The following is an 18635-nucleotide window of genomic DNA, read 5'->3' as shown; positions in this document are numbered from 1 at the left end:
ACCGAGCGGTCCATCCGGCCGACGGCGGAGGGACGGGACCGGTCGGGGGTGGGGTTTTCCCCCGTCTTTTTGTGCGGTCGTCCTCATGGTCGCGGCGGGGTCCGGATCCGTACGTTGAAGGAGCAGAGACCGGCTGTGACGGAAGGCCGGGCCGGACGAGACGGGGGGCGCGGGACATGGCGCTGCGCGGCGGGCGACAAGTGGCACGGGGTGCCGAGGCGGCGGGCGGGCACGCCGTCGAACTGCGGGGGGTGCGCCGTCAGTACGGCCGGGGATCCGGCGCCGTCCAGGCCCTGCGCGGCATCGATCTGTCGCTGCCGGACGGGTCCTTCACCGCCGTCATGGGGCCCTCGGGCTCCGGCAAGTCGACCCTCCTGCAGTGCGCGGCGGGCCTGGATCGCCCCACCGCCGGCTCCGTACGACTCGCGGGCACAGAGATCAGCCGTATGAGTGAGAACCGCCTCACGGCCTTGCGCCGCAGCCGCCTGGGCTTCGTCTTCCAGTCGTTCAATCTGCTGCCGGCCCTGACCGTCGAGCAGAACGTCCTGCTGCCCATGCGACTGGCCGGCCGGCGCCCGGACCGCAAGCGGGCGGCGGAGGTGCTGGCCGGCGTCGGGCTCGGCGAACATGCGCGCCGCCGCCCCGGCCAGCTCTCCGGAGGTCAGCAGCAGCGGGTCGCGATAGCCCGCGCCCTGGTCACGAACCCCGAGGTGATCTTCGCCGACGAGCCGACCGGCGCCCTGGACACCGGCACCGCCGCCGAGGTGCTCGCCCTGCTGCGGCACGCTGTCGACGCGCTCGGCACGACGGTGGTGATGGTCACCCACGACCCGGTCGCCGCGTCCTGGGCCGACGACGTCCTGATCCTCGCCTCGGGCACCCTCGCCGACCGGCTGCGGGGCGCCGCCCCCGAGGACATAGCCGCCCGCATGGCCGGCCTGACGGCCCGCGGCCGGCAACCGCAGCCCCGCCGGGGTGAGGTGCCGGCTCCGGCCCTGCCGCCGATCCCGGCCGTCCCGCCGGGCTCGGCGGCGGCCATGGCGGAAGCCCTCAGGCGCTGACGCCTTCCCGGGCCCGGGCCGTGTCCGCCGGGTCCTTGCGGAACGCCCAGGCCATCGTCGGCTCCATCGCGAAGCGGAAGACCTTGCGGACGGGGGGTGTGCACAGTGCCGTGATGATGGCTCCCGCGATCAGCGTGACCGCGATCTCGCCGGGCGGCGTGTGCAGCCAGGCGTAGTCGTCGAACCAGCCCCAGAAGCGCGAGCCCTTCGCCAGGAAGCCGTGCAGCAGATAGCCGTACAGCGTCCCGGCGCCCAGCACCGTGAACCACGTCCGGCGCGTCGGCACCCAGGAGAAGAAGCAGGCCGTGAGCACGATCGAGCAGCCGAAGAGAGCGGGTGTCATCACCGCGCCGATCCACCAGGTGGTGCCCAGCTCCTGCGCGCTGTCGCGGTGGTAGAGCCACGCGGAGGACATCCTGGGCGCCGCCCAGTAGGCCATCACCAGCGCCGCGGCGAAGATCGGCACGGACGCGATCCGCACCGCCCGCCGCTGCACCAGCTCGAAGTGCTCCGCCCGCAGCGACAGCCCCAGGACGAAGAAGGGGAGGAACTGCAGCACCCGCTGGAGGTCCAGATCATCACCGATGTCCGGCGACACGGACGCGAGTACGGCGATGGCCACCGCCAGCGGGATCGGCCAGCGCACGATCTTCCACAGCGGAGTGGTCAGCCGCCAGATGAACAGCGCCACCAGGAACCACGTCAAGAACCACGGATCGAGCAGGCTGATGGGGTGCCCGGGATCGTCGTCCGCCCAGCGCTTGAAGAAGGCGTAGGCGGTCTCGAAGAGGATGTAGGGCACGGCCACGCCGGTGACCAGGCGCTGCAGCCGGTCCTTGCGCATGTCGAAGCTGCGCGAGAAGTAGCCGGAGATGATGATGAAGGCCGGCATGTGGAAGGTGTAGACGGTCATGTAGAGCGCCTCGGCGGCCCGGCTGCCGTCGGTCAGCGGTTCCCACGCATGGCCCATCGCCACCAGCACGATGGCCAGGTACTTGGCGTTGTCGAAGAACGCGGTGCGGCCACCGCTCTTCGGCACGGACGTCGCTGTGTCCTCCGGCACACCGGGTTCCGGTGACGAGGGCTCCGTACGGTCCGTTCCCGACGCCTCGCGGGCAGCGGGCAGTTCGCGTCGAGGTGTCGGGGCAGCGGGAAACATTTGAGGCACGATAGCGGCGCTCGGCGAATGCGTAAAACCGCATCCGAGCCATTCCTTAATTGCACTGGGTGCCACGGCGGATAGCGCATGGATAAATCCAGCAATCTAAGGGGCGGAGTCTCCGATTTTTCGACCGATTTGCCGCACTTCATACTCCCAAAAGGGGTGATATCCCCTGCGAACGACGCAGAAGGAATGTCCACTTCTATGCTGCTATGTTCCCGTGGTGTCGGTCACTCACTCTCGCGCTCCATGCGACCGTGACGGACGCCACGAATAAGTGAATTAGCCGGTCCGGGCGCGAAGAAAACGATCAGAATGATGTGGGTGAATTACCGTCGGGGTCTCGTGCGGGCGAATTCCGGGAGTCCTCGACCGAGCCGCGTCCGGCGCCCGTCGGCCACGCCGCCGCCATCCATCGGACGCCCCCTCGCCGCCGCGCGGCCACCGATGGCAGGAACCGGGCAAAGCGTTGGCCGATGATTCGTCACCGGCCTGCAGTGGGCATGGAGTTGGTGGCACGATGGGTGCCGGGGGGTGTGCGCGGCATGCTCCCGGGCGGGTGAGGCGTTCCGACCAAGGGTGTGATCAGTTGTGGCTCTTTCGCTGTCAGTTGTGCTGCTGTTGGGGATCATCCTGATCGTGCTGATCAGAGGAAAGTCCATCAAGGCGGGTCCGGCGATCGTCGCCGTGCTCTTCGGCTTCTTCCTCGCCTCCACCGGCATGGCGCCGTCCATCAACCGGTTCTTCAACTCCCTGGCGGACACCATCAACCACATCACGTTCTAGCCCGGGCCACGTTCCCAGGTCCGGACCGATCCGGGCGCCCGCCGGCCCCTGAGCCGGCCGCCGCACGAGGCCCGGCCTGCGCATCGCGGCCAGTGCCGAGCCGTACGGGGCTATGCGTCGCCGGTCCGCGTCACCACTTCGCGTACGGCCTCCTCGGTGCGTCCGACGAGCGCCGAGCCGTCGTCCGCCGTGATGATCGGCCGCTGGATCAGCCGGGGATGCGCCGCCAGAGCCGCGATCCACCGCTCCCGCGCGGCGTCGCTGCGCTCCCAGTCCTTGAGCCCCAGCTCCTTCGCCTCGGCCTCCTGGGTCCGGGTGATGTCCCAGGGCTCCAGGCCCAGCCGCGCCAGCACCTCGCGCAGTTCGCCCGCGTCCGGCGGGTCCTCCAGGTACTTGCGCACGGTGTACTGAGCGCCCTCGTCGTCCAGGATCTGCGCGGCGGAACGGCACTTGGAACACGCGGGATTGAGCCAGATCTCCATGCCCGCCACTCTATTGATCCGCGCGCCGTGAGCGAAGGGGGGCGCACGCGGGCGGGGAAGCGGGACGGGGAGGCGCGGGCCGGGAAGTCCGCCGCGTGACACGGAAGACGAGCGCGGGGCCCCGAGCCCGGAGAGAGCCGAACGGGAAGAGCCGGTCTGCCGGAAAGCGGAAAACCCCGAACCGTCCGGCCCGGGGTCTTCCCATCAAGAGCGGGCGACGGGAATCGAACCCGCGTAGCTAGTTTGGAAGACTAGGGCTCTACCATTGAGCTACGCCCGCATGCGCCACCGGTCACAAGACCTCGGCACGCAGTGCATCCTAGCGGGTCGCGGCGGTGCGCCGCACACCCCTCCCCACGTGCCCCGCCCGCACGTACGCCGCCCCCACCGGTCACGGCGATAACTGGCAGCCGTTCTGTCCGCGGCCATGTACCCTACGTGTCGCACCGACGGGGTGTGGCGCAGCTTGGTAGCGCGTCCGCTTTGGGAGCGGAAGGTCGTCGGTTCGAATCCGGCCACCCCGACCAGCAGGTCAGCCCGGCAGCAGCAGCCGGGCACGGCCCCTCGGCCCACCGGGGCACCCGCGAGATCGGCGGGGCGTGCAAGATCACGTTGTGGGCGTCATCCTCCTAGCGGTTACTATGCAAGCTGCGTGCCCGTGTGTCTGTGTACCGGGCGTGATCGGCCGGGCCCGGGCAGCCGGTATCCGGTAGATCTCAAGCAGAACCCCAGAAGTCAGCCCCAAGGAGACCGAACCGTGAAGAGCGCCGTGGAGACCCTGAACCCGACTCGGGTTCGGCTCACTGTCGAGGTGCCCTTCGAGGAGCTCAAGCCCAGCCTCGACGCGGCGTACAAGAAGATCAACCAGCAGGTCACGGTGAAGGGCTTCCGCCAGGGCAAGATCCCGGCCCGCGTCATCGACCAGCGGTTCGGTCGTGGCGCCGTGCTGGAAGAGGCCGTCAACGACGCGCTCCCGAAGTTCTACACCGAGGCGGTCAACGAGGGTGAGCTGAACGTCCTCGGCCAGCCCGAGGTCGACATCACCGAGCTGAAGGACGGCGAGCTGCTGGCCTTCACCGCCGAGGTCGACATCCGCCCCGCCCTGGAGATCCCGGACTACTCCGGCATCGAGGTCGAGGTCGACGCCGTCGAGGTGTCGGACGAGGACGTCGACAAGTCCGTCGAGCAGCTGCGCGAGCGCTTCGCCTCGACCTCCCCGGTCGAGCGTGCCGCCCAGGACGGCGACGTGCTGACGGTCAACCTCGAGGCCAAGGTCGACGGCGAGGTCCTGGAGGACGGCGTCGCCGAGGGCGTCACGTACACCGTCGGCTCCGGTGAGCTGCTCGACGGCATCGACGACGCGGTCACGGGCGTGGAGGCCGGCGGCAGCGCCACCTTCACCTCCGAGCTCAAGGGCGGCTCCGCCCAGGGCAAGGAGGCCGAGGTCAAGGTCGAGGTCACCGAGGTCAAGTCCCGCGAACTGCCCGAGCTGGACGACGACTTCGCGCAGCTGGCCAGCGAGTTCGACACCCTTGAGGAGCTCAAGGCGGACAGCCGCAAGCGCCTCGAGCAGATGAAGAAGTACGACCAGGCCACCCAGGCCCAGGAGAAGGTGCTCGACGAGCTCCTGAAGCTGGTCGAGGTCCCGATGCCCGAGAAGCTTCTCGAGGACGAGATCAACACCCGCAAGCACAACCTGGTCAACCACCAGCTCGCCCAGATGGGCCTCGACCTCGCGAAGTACCTGGAGATCCAGGGCAAGACCGAGGAAGAGTTCGACGCCGAGACCAAGCAGCAGGCGGAGAAGGGCATCAAGACCCAGTTCATCCTCGACGAGCTGGTCAACAAGGAGAAGCTGAACGTCAGCCAGGAGGAGCTCACCGAGCACCTCATGCGCCGCGCGCAGTCCTCCGGCATGTCCCCCGACCAGTTCGCCCAGGCCGTCGTCGAGGGCGGCCAGGTGCCGATGCTCGTCGGCGAGGTCGCCCGCGGCAAGGCCCTCGCGGTCGTCGTCGAGGCCGCCACGGTCAAGGACACCAACGGCGAGGTCATCGACCTTGAGGACGAGGACGAGGCCGAGGTCGCCGAGACCGTCGTCGCCGAGGCCGAGGGCGCCGACGAGAAGTCCGAGGCCTGAGCCCCGGCCGCCTCGCGGCTTGGTTGAACGGCTGAAATGTACGGGCCCGAACACGCACGTCCGCGTGTTCGGGCCCGTACGTCATACCGGCCGGTCAGCCTGCGCTCACAGCGAACAGTTATCGATGCGGGATGGCGTTGTCCGACCTGCGCGTTAGGGTCCGTAGATACGAGGGCAGGGGAGTCTCCGAAACAGCGCCGGGGGCATACACGGCGCCGATCCCCGCGCCCCAGAAGACGACGCTGTGACGGCTCCGGCCGTCCGACAACGAGCAGGTGGACACGTGACGATCCCGATGCCTTCCGCCGCCGCTGAGCCGACCTTCGGTGGCCTCGGCGACCAGGTCTACAACCGGCTGCTCGGCGAGCGGATCATCTTCCTCGGCCAGCCGGTCGACGACGACATCGCCAACAAGATCACCGCGCAGCTGCTTCTCCTCGCCGCGGACCCGGAAAAGGACATCTTCCTCTACATCAACTCCCCGGGCGGCTCGATCTCGGCCGGCTTGGCGATCTACGACACCATGCAGTACATCAAGAACGACGTGGTGACGATCGCGATGGGCCTCGCCGCCTCCATGGGGCAGTTCCTGCTGAGCGCCGGCACCCCGGGCAAGCGCTTCGCGCTGCCGAACGCCGAGATCCTCATCCACCAGCCCTCCGCCGGTCTGGCCGGCTCCGCGTCGGACATCAAGATCCACGCCGAGCGGCTGCTGCACACCAAGAAGCGGATGGCGGAGCTGACGGCCTTCCACACCGGCCAGACCGTCGAGCGGATCACCCAGGACTCGGACCGCGACCGCTGGTTCTCCGCCGACGAGGCCAAGGAGTACGGCCTGATCGACGATGTGATGACCTCCGCCGCCGGGGTTCCGGGCGGGGGCGGCACCGGGGCCTGAGCCCCGAAGCACTCGCCCCAGCCACCCCAGCCCACTTGATCGCCACCAGGATGGTGAACACCACGATGAACAACTTCCCCGGCAGCGGCCTCCACCAGCGCCCGGAGGCCGAGTTCTCCGGCCCGCGCGCGGAGTCCCGCTATATCGTCCCGCGCTTCGTCGAGCGCACGTCGCAGGGCGTGCGCGAGTACGACCCGTACGCCAAGCTGTTCGAGGAGCGCGTGATCTTCCTCGGCGTGCAGATCGACGACGCCTCGGCCAACGACGTCATGGCGCAGCTGCTGTGCCTGGAGTCGATGGACCCCGACCGCGACATCTCGATCTACATCAACAGCCCCGGCGGCTCCTTCACGGCGCTCACGGCCATCTACGACACGATGCAGTTCGTGAAGCCGGACATCCAGACGGTCTGCATGGGCCAGGCGGCCTCCGCCGCGGCCGTGCTGCTCGCGGCCGGCACCCCCGGCAAGCGGATGGCGCTGCCGAACGCCCGGGTGCTGATCCACCAGCCCTACAGCGAGACCGGCCGCGGTCAGGTCTCCGACCTGGAGATCGCCGCCAACGAGATCCTGCGGATGCGCTCGCAGCTGGAGGACCTGCTCGCCAAGCACTCCTCCACGCCGATCGAGAAGATCCGTGATGACATCGAGCGTGACAAGATTCTGACCGCCGAGGAGTCCCTGGCGTACGGTCTGGTCGACCAGATCGTCTCGACGCGCAAGTCGTCGGTCTCGATCGGTTAGGGATCTGCTCGCGATCTTCGCGAAGTGAGCCGGAGTGTTGCCCCCTTGGACCGGTACGGGATCGAGTGAACCGAGTCGGTCCAAGGGGGGCCCGTACGGGGGGCCCGGCAAGGTACCGTCGATAGGCAAGCACCCGGGTCCGTGGAGCAATGCGGATCCCAGGCGAAGGGGAAGCACCTCGTGGCACGCATCGGTGACGGCGGCGACCTGCTCAAGTGCTCATTCTGTGGAAAGAGCCAGAAGCAGGTGAAGAAGCTCATCGCGGGACCTGGTGTGTACATCTGCGACGAGTGCATCGACCTCTGCAACGAAATCATCGAGGAGGAGCTCGCCGAGACCTCCGAGGTGCGGTGGGAGGAGCTCCCCAAGCCCCGGGAGATCTACGAGTTCCTGAACGGCTACGTCGTCGGTCAGGACCCCGCGAAGAAGGCGCTCTCGGTCGCCGTCTACAACCACTACAAGCGGGTGCAGGCGGGCGAGAACGGCCCCGGCCGCGGCGACGAGGGCATCGAGCTCGCCAAGTCCAACATCCTGCTGCTCGGCCCGACCGGCTCCGGCAAGACCCTGCTCGCGCAGACCCTCGCCCGGATGCTGAACGTCCCCTTCGCGTTCGCCGACGCCACGGCCCTGACGGAGGCCGGCTACGTCGGTGAGGACGTCGAGAACATCCTCCTCAAGCTGATCCAGGCCGCGGACTTCGACATCAAGAAGGCCGAGACCGGCATCATCTACATCGACGAGATCGACAAGGTCGCCCGCAAGAGCGAAAACCCGTCGATCACGCGCGACGTCTCCGGCGAGGGCGTCCAGCAGGCGCTGCTGAAGATCCTGGAGGGCACCACCGCCTCCGTGCCGCCCCAGGGCGGCCGTAAGCACCCCCACCAGGAATTCATCCAGATCGACACCACGAACGTCCTCTTCATCGTCGGCGGCGCCTTCGCCGGCCTGGAGAAGATCATCGAGTCCCGGTCCGGAGCCAAGGGCATCGGCTTCGGCGCCACGATCCGGTCCAAGCGGGAGATCGAGTCCAAGGACCAGCTCCAGGACGTCATGCCGGAGGACCTGGTGAAGTTCGGGATGATCCCGGAGTTCATCGGCCGCCTCCCCGTCCTGACCTCGGTGCACAACCTCGACCGCGAGGCCCTGCTCCAGATCCTCGTCGAGCCGCGCAACGCGCTCGTCAAGCAGTACAAGCGCCTCTTCGAACTCGACGGTGTCGAGCTCGACTTCGACCGCCCGGCGCTGGAGGCGATCGCCGACCAGGCGATCCTCCGCGGCACCGGCGCCCGCGGCCTGCGCGCCATCATGGAGGAGGTCCTCCAGGCGGTGATGTACGAGATCCCGTCCCGCAAGGACGTCGCCCGCGTCGTCATCACCGAGGACGTCGTTCACTCGAACGTGAACCCGACCCTGGTCCCGCGCACCCGCGGCGACTCGGGCGAGCCCCAGGAGAAGAGCGCGTAGCGCACGACACGCACGAAGAGAGCCGCCCGGCAGCATCAGCTGCCGGGCGGCTCTCTTGTCGTGGTGCCGACCTGCGGTTCAGCTCTTGGTGCCCAGTTCGCAGGCCTTGTCAGCGTGATCGGGCTTGACGCCTATGTTGGTCAGGGCGGCTGCGCAGTACACGACCTGGATACGGCGCGACATCCAGTCGCCGGTGCCCACAGTGCTGCACGCGCCCTTTGCCTTAGGCCCCACCCTGTACCCGGCCTCGGTCAGGAACGATGTGCACTGTTTGGTTGTGGCCTGAGCCGGTGCGGTCGGGGTTTTGGCCAAAGATCCGCCAGAAGGGCCGGTTCGCCTCCATGGGTGCACGGAGCGCACAAGAGCCGCCCCGCAGCTTCTCCCGCTGCCGGGCGGCTCTGTCGTCGGGGGCCGTTGGCCGCCGTTTGTGTCGCCGCCCCCACAACGGCGCACGAGGCGGGGCGGCTACTTCTCCTTACGGACCTCGTTGCGGATCTTGGCGGTCTTCTCCGACAGTTCCTCGGCGTTGGGCGCGGTGGCAGAGCCGCCCGTGGGCGACGGCGTCGGAACCATCGTGACCGTGCCGAGCGCGCTGTTGTCGCCCCAGATGCACAGGGAGATGTTCATCGACACGTTCACGCCGGACTGCGTCGCCGTGAGCTTCTGCTCCTTGCACTTCAGGACGGCGCCGTCGAAGTCGTCCGGGGAGTACGCGGTCGGCCCCGAGACCGTCTCGATCTTGACGTCCTTGTTCCCCATGCTCTTCTTCTGGCTCGCCTCCACCTTGGCGAACGCCTGGTCCACCGCCGATTCCGGGTCGGCGACCTTGCCGTAGACGCCGCTCACGGTGAGCTGCAGCTTGCTGGCGTTGGAGTACCGCCCGGAGACGCCCTTGCTCTCCGTGATCCCCATGGCCTTGGCTTCCTTGTCGTTCGAGAAGTCCTCGGCCGCTCCGGCGGGGGAGCCCGGCGCCCTGCTGAACTCGTTGTTCAGCAGCTTCTCCGGCATCGAGATCGTGTAAGGCTTCACATCCCCGCCCGAGCCGAAGACGAAGTACGCGCCCACGCCGATCGCGGCGACGACCGCGACCGCGCCGACGATCAGGCCGATCTTCTTGCCGTTGCCGCCGCCGGACTCCTCGGGGCCCTGGGGGATCACGCCGTAAGGGGTCTGCTGGCCGCCGTACGGGGCCTGCTGGCCGTAGCCGGGGGCGGGCTGCTGGGGGTAGCCGTAGCCCTGCTGCGGGGGCACCTGGCCGCCTTGCTGGGGGTAGCCGTAGCCCTGCTGCCCAGGCACCTGGCCGCCCTGCTGCGGGTAGCCGTATCCGGGCTGCGGGGCCGGCGGCTGCTGCGGCTGGCCGTACGGGCCGGGCTGCGGGGGCTGCTGCCCGTACGGACCGGGAGGCGGCTGGTTGTAGCTCATGGAGCGTTCCCCTCGTGACAACTGAAGCCAGTTGAGTTCTGCGTGTGAAGTCCTGCGATGTTTATGCGCTGCCGACATCCTGTACGACGCCGCTGACAAGCGTTGCCCCGGGGGCGAAACCGATTCGAAGCTGCTACATCCGCGCCCGTACACTGTCGGTCGTGACCGAGAACACTCAGCAGAGCAACCACAGCGCCCCCGAACTGCCGACTCAGTACACGCCGGCCGATGTAGAGGGGCCGCTGTACGAGCGCTGGGTAGAGCGGGGTTACTTCGAGGCGGACGAGAAGAGCGACAAGCCCCCGTACACCATCGTCATTCCGCCGCCGAACGTCACCGGCAGCCTCCACCTGGGGCACGCCTTCGAGCACACGCTCATCGACGCCCTCACGCGCCGCAAGCGGATGCAGGGGTACGAGACGCTCTGGCAGCCGGGCATGGACCACGCCGGTATCGCTACCCAGAACGTCGTCGAGCGGGAACTCGCCAAGGAGGGCGTGTCGCGGCACGACCTGGGGCGCGAGGCGTTCGTCGAGCGCGTCTGGCAGTGGAAGGGCGAGTCCGGTGGCCAGATCTCGGGCCAGATGCGGCGCCTGGGCGACGGCGTCGCCTGGTCGCGCGAGCGGTTCACGATGGACGAGGGTCTGTCCAAGGCCGTCCAGACGATCTTCAAGCGCCTCTATGAGGACGAGCTGATCTACCGCGCCGAGCGGATCATCAACTGGTGCCCGCGCTGTCTGACCGCCATCTCGGACATCGAGGTGGAGTACCAGGACGACGACGGCGAGCTGGTGTCGATCCGTTACGGCGAGGGCGACGCCTCGATCGTCGTCGCCACCACGCGGGCCGAGACGATGCTGGGCGACACCGCCGTCGCCGTCCACCCGGAGGACGAGCGGTACGCCCATCTCGTCGGTACCGAGATCGAGTTGCCGCTGACCGGCCGCCGGATCCCGGTCGTCGCCGACGAGCACGTCGACCCGGAGTTCGGCACGGGCGCGGTGAAGGTCACACCGGCGCACGACCCCAACGACTTCGAGATCGGCCAGCGGCACGGCCTGCCGAGCCTGGCCGTCATGGACGAGCACGCGGTCATCACCGCGCACGGCCCGTTCCAGGGCCTGGACCGCCTGGAGGCCCGCAGCACCATCGTCGGCGCTCTGCGCGCCGAGGGCCGGATCGTCACCGAGAAGCGTCCCTACACGCACTCCGTCGGGCACTGCTCGCGCTGCAAGACCACCATCGAGCCGCGGCTGTCGATGCAGTGGTGGGTCAAGGTCGGCCCGCTGGCCAAGGCCGCGGGCGACGCGGTGCGGGACGGCAAGGTCGCGATCCACCCCAAGGAGATGGAGTCGCGCTACTTCGGCTGGGTGGACAACCTCCACGACTGGTGCATCTCGCGTCAGCTGTGGTGGGGCCACCGGATCCCGGTCTGGTACGGGCCAAAGGGCGAGGTCGTCTGCGTCGGACCGGACGAGGAGCCGCCGAGCGGCGAGGGGTGGCACCAGGACACCGACGTCCTGGACACCTGGTTCTCGTCGGGCCTGTGGCCGTTCTCCACGCTGGGCTGGCCCGAGCAGACCCCGAGCGTCGAGAAGTTCTACCCGAACTCCGTGCTGGTCACCGGCTACGACATCCTGTTCTTCTGGGTCGCGCGGATGATGATGTTCGGGCTGTACGCGATGGACGGCACCCCGCCCTTCCACACCATCGCGCTGCACGGCATGGTCCGCGACCAGTTCGGCAAGAAGATGTCCAAGTCCTTCGGGAACGCGGTCAACCCCCTGGACTGGATGGACAAGTACGGGTCGGACGCCGTCCGGTTCACGCTCGCCCGCGGGGCCAACCCCGGTGTCGACGTGCCGATCGGCGAGGACTGGGTCCAGGGCTCCCGCAACTTCGCCAACAAGATCTGGAACGCCACGCGGTTCGCGCTGATGAACGGCGCGACGATCGAGGGCGAACTGCCGCCCGCCGAGCAGCTGTCGGCGACCGACCGGTGGATCCTGTCCCGGCTGAACGAGGTCATCGCCGAGGTCGACGCCTACTACGAGGACTACCAGTTCGCGAAGCTGTCGGACGCCCTCTTCCACTTCGCGTGGGACGAGGTCTTCGACTGGTACGTCGAGCTGTCCAAGACCACGTTCATGGCGGGCGGACCGGCCGCCGACGCCTCGCGCCGGGTCCTGGGCGAGGTCCTGGACGTCACGCTGCGCCTGCTGCACCCGATCGTCCCGTTCGTCACCGAGACCCTGTGGACGACGCTGACCGGCCGGGAGTCGGTCGTCATCGCCGAGTGGCCGGCGGACTCCGGCTTCCGGGACGCGGCGGCCGAGCGGGAGATCGGGCTGGTCCAGCAGGTCGTGACCGAGGTCCGGCGGTTCCGCTCCGACCAGGGCCTGCAGCCGGGCCAGAAGGTCCCCGCGCAGCTGGACCTGTCCGGTACGGAGCTGTCGGCGCACGAGGCCGCGATGCGCTCGCTGCTGCGGCTGCAGCCGGCCGGTGCGGACTTCAGCGCCACCGCCTCGCTGCCGGTCGCGGGCGCGACGGTCGCGCTGGACCTGTCCGGTGCGATCGACGTCGAGGCCGAGCGCAAGCGGCTGACGAAGGACCTGGCCGCCGCCGAGAAGGAGAAGGCGCAGGCCACCGGCAAGCTCGGTAACGAGGCGTTCCTCGCCAAGGCGCCGGAGAAGGTCGTGGACAAGATCCGCGGCCGGCTTCAGGCCGCGGAGGCGGACATCGTCCGCATCACCGCCCAGCTGGCGGCTCTGCCGAAGGCGTAGCGCCGGTCCCCAGGCTCGTCGCAGGCCCCTCGTCCCCATGGGCGGGGGGCCTGCGCCGTCCCCGCCCCCGGCGCCCGCGTTCGCGCACCGGCCACAGGAGTACATACGCCGTCGAGACGGCCACGAACGCCAGCCGGATCAGCCCGCGGGCGGAGTCGTCGGGCACGGCGAAGACGCTGCCGTAGAGGGTGAGCAGACCCAGCCAGCTCCACCAGGGGACCAGGCGGCGCTGGCCGATGACGTCCCAGAGCAGGGTGCCGAGCAGCACGGACGCGGTGTAGTACGTGTAGACGCTGGGGTCGAGGACGATGCGGGCGTTGGCGCCCAGCAGGACCACCGCCGCCCAGCGGCCGCGCCAGACCGCTGTCGCGCCCAGCGTCAGGCCCAGGGCGGCCTGGGCGGGGCGGTCCCAGCCGGGGGTCTCGGGGTCGCCGACCCCCAGCCAGCGCAGGGCGGACGCCGGATGGTTGGGGATGGCGAACTTCGCCGCGGCGAACGACTGCGGATCGCCGACGAAGAACGGCAGCCAGGCCAGCGCGACCAGCCCGGCGCACCACAGGCCGGCCCGCAGCCACTGGCGCCTGGGCAGGGCGAGCAGGAGCGGGAGGAAGGCCAGCGCGGTGGGCTTGGAGTCCATCGCCAGGGCCAGGAAGGCGCCGGTGAGGGCGGGGCTGCCGCGGGTGACGGCGCGTACCGCGAGGGCGGTGAAGAACAGCGCGAGGACGTCGTCGAGGTGCCCGAAGCGGACCGCGACCTCGATCCACATGGGGATGAAGGCCAGCCCGGCTATCAGTACGCGCTGCTGCAGCCGCTGGTGGTTGGTGCCGGTACCCAGGAAGTGGTGGGCGGCGCTGCGGCCCGCCAGCACCACGATCGCCAGGCCGAGCAGCGACATCAGGGCCGCGGCGAGGAACTGGCCGGTGGCCTCGGGGAAGGGGTTGAACAGGCCGGCGGTCAGGAAGCTGAGCGGGCCCATCTGGAGCTCGGGGTGGTGCGCGTAGAGGTTGAGCCCGCCGGTGCCGTCGCCCGCGGTGCCCTGGTAGATCAGTTCACCGCCGGTGCGCAGGTAGTGCCAGGAGAATCCGCCGTGCGGCTCGACGACGGCGAACCAGAGCACCGTCCAGGCGCCGAGCAGCACCAGATGCATCCGCTGACTGATTGCCGGCACTCGAATCTCAGCTCCCGCTTTCCCGCCCACTGCCTGCTGCTTGCCACCGGGGAGCGCGCCGAGCGGTGATCACCGGTGGCCGCGGCCCGCCGTCGAAGAGGGGGAAACGCAGCGGAAAGTTGTCCCGTCGGCTGATCCGGAACGGGTGCGGGCGGCTCTCATGGGGCTCTCATGGCCCTCTCATGAAGCCGGGGCACGGTGACCGAGCGGCCCGGGGCCGGGCCGCACCGCACGTCCAGCACGAGGAGCCGCGCCCCATGAACAAGCCACTGCGACGGGTCTCGGTGTTCTGCCTCGCCCTGATCCTCGCGCTGATGGGCTGGGCCACCTGGATACAGGGCGCGAAGGCCGTCGACTACAAGGAGGACCCGCACAATCCGCGGGTGGCGATCGGCAAGTACGCGGCGCCGCTGGGCAACATCCTCGTCGGCGGGGAACCGGTCACCGGCTCCGCCGCCACCTCCTCCACGCTGAAGTACAAGCGGACCTACAAGGACGGCTCGCTGTACGCCCCGGTCACCGGCTTCACCTCGCAGATCTTCGGCAGCAACCAGCTGGAGAGCCTCTACGGCGACCTCCTCGACGGCTCCGACAGCCGGCTGCAGAGCCCCACCGACGCGCTGACGCGCACACGGGCCAAGGGCGGCGACGTGGCCACCACCATCGACGCCGAGGTGCAGAAGGCCGGCTACCGGGCGCTGGGCGACAAGAAGGGCGCCGCCGTCGCCCTGGACCCGGCCACGGGGCGGATCCTGGGCATGGTCAGCACCCCGTCCTACGACCCGGGGAAGTTCGCCGGGTCCTCCGCCGCCGACCAGAAGGCCTGGCAGCGCATGTCCGCCGACACCGACGACCCCGAGGTCAACCGGGCGCTGCGACAGGCGCTGCCGCCCGGCTCCACCTTCAAGCTGGTGGTCGCCGCGGCCGCGCTGGAAAGCGGCCTGTACGACTCGGTGGACGTGCCCACCGACAGCCCCGACCCGTACACGCTCCCGCACACCCGCACCACGCTGAAGAACGAGAGCGCCTCGGCGCCCTGCAAGAACGCCACCATCCGCACCGCGCTGCAGTACTCCTGCAACACCGTCTTCGCGAAGATGGCCGTCGACCTGGGCAAGGACAAGGTGAAGGCGCAGGCCGAGAAGTTCGGCTTCGACGACGGCAAGGTGGACACCCCGGTGCGGGCCGGCAAGAGCAGCTACCCCTCGGACATGGACGAGGCGCAGACCGCGCTGTCCGGTATCGGCCAGTTCGACGACCAGGCGACCCCGCTGCAGATGGCGATGGTCGTCTCGGCCCTCGCCAACGGCGGCGAGCTGAGGACCCCGCAGCTGGTCGACGAGCTGACCGACGGCGGCGGCAACACCATCCAGCGCAACGGTCCGAAGACGTACGGCACGGCCACCTCGGCGCGGACGGCCGCACAACTGCGGTCGGCGATGCAGACGGTCGTGGACGAGGGCACCGGGTCGAACGCGAAGATCGGCGGACTGACCGTCGGCGGCAAGACCGGTACCGCCCAGCACGGCGTCGACAACAGCGGTACGCCCTACGCCTGGTTCGTCTCGTACGCCGAGGACGCGCGCGGGCACCAGGTCGCGGTCGCCGTGATGGTCGAGGACGGTCACGCCGCCCGCAACGAGGTCTCCGGCAACGGGCTGGCGGCCCCGATCGCCCGGGCGATGATGAAGGCGGCGCTGGCGTAGCGGGGCGCACGGGGGCGGCATTCGGGGCCCGGATGCGGCGCGGGGGCGCTCGCCCGGCAGCGCAGCGCACCACTGTCAGCGGTGCCTCGTAGACTTGTCGTCGTGAGCGAGCGCCCCCAGAACGACGACCCCGACCCGACCGACCCCTTCGACGAGCTGGTCGAAGCGGAGACGGACCGTGACCCCGACCTCGCGGTGATCGAGGCCGGCAGCCGGACCCTGCGCGCCCAGGCAGGACCGCCGCAGGGGGACCCGATTCCCGCCCGGCCGGCCGACCCCGAGGTCGACCGCGCGCTGCGCGCCGTGGAGGACGAGCTGGCCGGCCGCTGGGGCGAGACCAAGCTCGACCCGTCGGTGCAGCGCATCGTGGCGCTGCTGGACGTCCTCGGCTCCCCGCAGCGGGCCTACCCGTCCATCCACATCACGGGCACGAACGGCAAGACCAGCACCGCCCGCATGATCGAGGCCCTGCTGTCCGCCTTCGACCTGCGCACCGGCCGCTATACGAGCCCGCACGTCCAGTCCGTCACCGAGCGGATCAGCCTGGACGGCGCCCCGATCTCCGCCGAGCGCTTCATCGAGACCTACCGGGACATCGCCCCGTATGTGGAGATGGTCGACGCCCAGCAGGAGTACCGCCTGTCGTTCTTCGAGGTGCTGACGGCGATGGCGTTCGCCGCCTTCGCGGACACCCCGGTGGACGTGGCGGTCGTCGAGGTCGGCATGGGCGGCACCTGGGACGCGACGAACGTCATCGACGGCGACGTCGCCGTGGTCACCCCGATCGCGCTGGACCACACCGACCGGCTGGGCGAGACGCACGAGGCGATCGCCGGCGAGAAGTCCGGGATCATCAAGAAGGACGCCACGGTCGTGCTGGCCCAGCAGCCGGTGGACGCGGCGTCGGTGATGCTCAAGCGCGCGGTCGAGGTGGATGCCACGGTCGCCCGTGAGGGCATGGAGTTCGGGGTCATCTCCCGTGAGGTGGCGGTCGGCGGCCAGATGCTGACGCTGCGCGGCCTGGGCGGCGAGTACCCCGAGGTCTTCCTCCCGCTCTACGGCGCCCATCAGGCGCACAACGCCGCGGTGGCGCTCGCCGCGGTCGAGGCGTTCTTCGGCGTCGGCTCGGACCACGCCCGCACGCTCGACATCGACACCATCCGCTCCGCGTTCGCCGCGGTCTCCTCGCCCGGCCGGATGGAGGTCGTCCGCCGCAGCCCCACGGTGGTGCTGGACGCGGCACACAATCCGGCGGGCGGGCGGGCCGCGGCCGAGGCGGTCACCGAGGCGTTCGGGTTCAGCCGGCTGGTGGGCGTCGTCGGCACCAGCGACGGCAAGGACGTACGGGGCCTGCTGGAGGCGTTCGAGCCGATCTTCGCCGAGATCGTGGTGACGCGTAATTCCAGCCATCGTGCGATGGATCCGGATGAGCTGGCGGCGATCGCGGTCGAGGTCTTCGGCGCCGAGCGGGTCCAGGTCGAGCCGCGGCTCGACGACGCCCTGGAGGTGGCGATCACGCTCGCGGAGGAAGAGGGCGAGTTCTCCGGAGCGGGCGTGCTGGTGACCGGTTCGGTGATCACGGTCGGCGAGGCCCGACTGCTGCTGGGAAGGAGCTGACCATGCGCACGCTGTGTGCCGGCACCCTGATAGGAGAGTTCTTCGTGATCGGCTTCGCCGGCCTGGTCGCGATGCAGCTGACCGATCTGTCGACGGCCACGATCTGGACGGTCAGCGGGGTCGCGATGGGCTTGAGCATCCTGCTGTGCGGGATGCTGAGCCGCCCCGGCGGCGTCCAGCTCGGCTGGGTGCTGCAGATCGCCCTGATCGCCAGCGGCTTCGTCGTGCCGACGATGTTCTTCCTCGGCGCGGTCTTCGCGGCCCTGTGGTGGGCGTCGGTCCACTTCGGCCGCAAGATCGACGAGGCGAAGGCCCGTTGGGCCGCCCAGGCCGAGGCCTCGGGCGACTCGGCGGGGGAGCCGGTGGGCGGGGCGGTCTGACCAGGCCGGGCGGGTGCCCGTAGGGCCTCGTCGGGGGCCGGGGGCTGGGCCGCGAAGCGCCATGTCACCCATGTAGCCTCAGTGCACCCGCTGACCGTCGTTCACATCCAGGGAGTCCTTTCGTGAGCCAGCGCACCCTCGTCCTCCTCAAGCCCGACGCCGTCAAGCGCGGTCTGATCGGCGAGATCATCGGCCGGATCGAGAAGAAGGCCGGCTGGACGATCAGCGCGCTGGAGCTGCGCAGCCTGGACCGCGAGCTGCTGGAGCAGCACTACGCCGAGCACGTCGGCAAGCCGTTCTACGAGCCCCTCGTCGCGTTCATGTCCTCGGGACCGGTCGTCTCGCTGGTCGTCGAGGGCGAGCGGGTGATCGAAGGTGTACGGGCGCTGGCCGGTCCGACTGACCCGATTGCCGCGCCGAGTGGGTCCATTCGTGGGGACTTCGGAACGATCACCCGAGAGAATCTGATCCATGCGTCGGATTCCGAAGAGTCCGCCGAGCGCGAGATCAAGATTTTCTTCCCCGGGATTTCCTGACGCTTCATCAGCTGTAAACCCCCCGTGACCAGGGGCGACCGACAAAATCATCGGTCGCCCTTTGGTGTATGAAACTCGATCGGGGGAACGCATCACCCCGACACGACGTCACCATTAAGGGGGGCGGGTGCGTGTACGGCTGACAATGGCGGAACAGCCTCCCGACGTGTTCGAGTGGGCGCACTACGAACTACGATGGAGGCTTCCGCGCCTCACAGCGCATCACCTCCTGCCGACCTCCAGTAAGCATTCGCTCCAGTTGGGAAGGCCAGACGTATCCTCATGGGGAA

General features: G+C 69.3%; 15 protein-coding genes and 2 tRNA genes. 12 read left to right on the top strand and 5 right to left on the bottom strand.

Annotation, left to right across the window (positions count from 1 at the left end; genetic code table 11):
* Positions 1-176 precede the first annotated feature (176 nt).
* Positions 177-1061: an ABC transporter ATP-binding protein gene (locus tag WAB15_RS15095; protein WP_407286563.1), complete on the top strand. Its 885-nt coding sequence runs from the start codon at positions 177-179 to the stop codon at positions 1059-1061.
* Here WAB15_RS15095 and WAB15_RS15090 read toward each other — a convergent pair.
* The gene (locus WAB15_RS15090; protein WP_407286562.1) at positions 1051-2220 is read right to left on the bottom strand and encodes an acyltransferase family protein; all 1170 of its coding nucleotides are present in this window, start codon (positions 2218-2220) and stop codon (positions 1051-1053) included. The two genes, WAB15_RS15095 and WAB15_RS15090, sit on opposite strands and share 11 nt — an antisense overlap.
* Positions 2221-2814: 594 nt before the next feature.
* Here WAB15_RS15090 and WAB15_RS15085 point away from each other — a divergent pair.
* The gene (locus WAB15_RS15085) at positions 2815-3009 is read left to right on the top strand and encodes a hypothetical protein (RefSeq protein WP_384440576.1); all 195 of its coding nucleotides are present in this window, start codon (positions 2815-2817) and stop codon (positions 3007-3009) included.
* A gap of 110 nt (positions 3010-3119) precedes the next feature.
* On the opposite strand, the gene WAB15_RS15080 is transcribed toward WAB15_RS15085, so the two are convergent.
* Both WAB15_RS15080 and WAB15_RS15075 read right to left on the bottom strand, forming a co-directional pair.
* Positions 3120-3491 (bottom strand): arsenate reductase family protein, encoded by a 372-nt coding sequence (locus WAB15_RS15080; protein ID WP_407286561.1) that lies wholly within the window; start codon positions 3489-3491, stop codon positions 3120-3122.
* Between the two features lie 209 nt (positions 3492-3700).
* Positions 3701-3771 (bottom strand) — tRNA-Gly (locus tag WAB15_RS15075).
* Between the two features lie 170 nt (positions 3772-3941).
* Between WAB15_RS15075 and WAB15_RS15070 the strand changes: the two genes are divergently transcribed.
* The 5 genes from WAB15_RS15070 (at position 3942) to clpX (ending at position 8733) form a co-directional block, all read left to right on the top strand.
* Positions 3942-4018: transfer RNA gene (locus tag WAB15_RS15070), tRNA-Pro, on the top strand.
* A gap of 230 nt (positions 4019-4248) precedes the next feature.
* Complete coding sequence (tig, locus tag WAB15_RS15065) at positions 4249-5628, top strand: trigger factor (protein ID WP_399150825.1); 1380 nt, start codon at positions 4249-4251, stop codon at positions 5626-5628.
* A 295-nt stretch (positions 5629-5923) separates the two neighbouring features.
* On the top strand, positions 5924-6526 hold the full coding sequence (locus tag WAB15_RS15060) for an ATP-dependent Clp protease proteolytic subunit (RefSeq protein WP_174857796.1): 603 nt from the start codon (positions 5924-5926) through the stop codon (positions 6524-6526).
* A gap of 65 nt (positions 6527-6591) precedes the next feature.
* Complete coding sequence (locus WAB15_RS15055; protein ID WP_399150839.1) at positions 6592-7269, top strand: ATP-dependent Clp protease proteolytic subunit; 678 nt, start codon at positions 6592-6594, stop codon at positions 7267-7269.
* Between the two features lie 180 nt (positions 7270-7449).
* A complete protein-coding gene (gene clpX, locus WAB15_RS15050; protein ID WP_310716441.1) occupies positions 7450-8733 on the top strand; it encodes an ATP-dependent Clp protease ATP-binding subunit ClpX in 1284 nt (427 codons plus the stop codon).
* A gap of 465 nt (positions 8734-9198) precedes the next feature.
* Here clpX and WAB15_RS15045 read toward each other — a convergent pair whose 3' ends face one another.
* Positions 9199-10155: a hypothetical protein gene (locus tag WAB15_RS15045; protein ID WP_399150824.1), complete on the bottom strand. Its 957-nt coding sequence runs from the start codon at positions 10153-10155 to the stop codon at positions 9199-9201.
* Positions 10156-10316: 161 nt separating this feature from the next.
* Here WAB15_RS15045 and WAB15_RS15040 point away from each other — a divergent pair, with 161 nt between their 5' ends.
* Entirely contained in the window at positions 10317-12938 is a 2622-nt protein-coding gene (locus WAB15_RS15040) for a valine--tRNA ligase (RefSeq protein WP_407286560.1), read from the top strand.
* Here the strand turns inward: WAB15_RS15040 and WAB15_RS15035 are convergent.
* Complete coding sequence (locus WAB15_RS15035) at positions 12904-14085, bottom strand: hypothetical protein (protein WP_407289227.1); 1182 nt, start codon at positions 14083-14085, stop codon at positions 12904-12906. The two genes, WAB15_RS15040 and WAB15_RS15035, sit on opposite strands and share 35 nt — an antisense overlap.
* 278 nt (positions 14086-14363) lie before the next feature.
* On the opposite strand from WAB15_RS15035, the gene WAB15_RS15030 reads away from it, so the two are divergent.
* The 4 genes from WAB15_RS15030 (at position 14364) to ndk (ending at position 18345) form a co-directional block, all read left to right on the top strand.
* Positions 14364-15812, top strand: coding sequence for a peptidoglycan D,D-transpeptidase FtsI family protein (locus WAB15_RS15030; protein WP_407286559.1), 1449 nt, complete (start codon positions 14364-14366; stop codon positions 15810-15812).
* Between the two features lie 102 nt (positions 15813-15914).
* Positions 15915-17429, top strand: coding sequence for a bifunctional folylpolyglutamate synthase/dihydrofolate synthase (locus WAB15_RS15025; protein ID WP_399150821.1), 1515 nt, complete (start codon positions 15915-15917; stop codon positions 17427-17429).
* 2 nt (positions 17430-17431) lie between these two features.
* Positions 17432-17809 (top strand): DUF4233 domain-containing protein, encoded by a 378-nt coding sequence (locus WAB15_RS15020; RefSeq protein WP_399150820.1) that lies wholly within the window; start codon positions 17432-17434, stop codon positions 17807-17809.
* A 122-nt stretch (positions 17810-17931) separates the two neighbouring features.
* A complete protein-coding gene (gene ndk, locus WAB15_RS15015) occupies positions 17932-18345 on the top strand; it encodes a nucleoside-diphosphate kinase (RefSeq protein ID WP_384440547.1) in 414 nt (137 codons plus the stop codon).
* Positions 18346-18635: the final 290 nt, after the last annotated feature.

Source organism: Streptomyces sirii (assembly GCF_045690365.1).
Lineage (GTDB): Bacteria > Actinomycetota > Actinomycetes > Streptomycetales > Streptomycetaceae > Streptomyces > Streptomyces sirii.
Note: the sequence above shows the minus strand (reverse complement) of the source record. Positions and strands in the feature narration are given on the sequence as shown.

Bases quoted from the DNA above. Each gene is read 5' to 3' on its own strand.
- WAB15_RS15095 (WP_407286563.1), top strand. From the start codon at position 177: ATGGCGCTGCGCGGCGGGCGACAAGTGGCACGGGGTGCCGAGGCGGCG.
- WAB15_RS15090 (WP_407286562.1), bottom strand. From the start codon at position 2,220: ATGTTTCCCGCTGCCCCGACACCTCGACGCGAACTGCCCGCTGCCCGC.
- WAB15_RS15080 (WP_407286561.1), bottom strand. From the start codon at position 3,491: ATGGAGATCTGGCTCAATCCCGCGTGTTCCAAGTGCCGTTCCGCCGCG.
- WAB15_RS15060 (WP_174857796.1), top strand. From the start codon at position 5,924: ATGCCTTCCGCCGCCGCTGAGCCGACCTTCGGTGGCCTCGGCGACCAG.
- WAB15_RS15055 (WP_399150839.1), top strand. From the start codon at position 6,592: ATGAACAACTTCCCCGGCAGCGGCCTCCACCAGCGCCCGGAGGCCGAG.
- WAB15_RS15045 (WP_399150824.1), bottom strand. From the start codon at position 10,155: ATGAGCTACAACCAGCCGCCTCCCGGTCCGTACGGGCAGCAGCCCCCG.
- WAB15_RS15035 (WP_407289227.1), bottom strand. From the start codon at position 14,085: ATGCATCTGGTGCTGCTCGGCGCCTGGACGGTGCTCTGGTTCGCCGTC.
- WAB15_RS15030 (WP_407286559.1), top strand. From the start codon at position 14,364: ATGAACAAGCCACTGCGACGGGTCTCGGTGTTCTGCCTCGCCCTGATC.
- WAB15_RS15020 (WP_399150820.1), top strand. From the start codon at position 17,432: ATGCGCACGCTGTGTGCCGGCACCCTGATAGGAGAGTTCTTCGTGATC.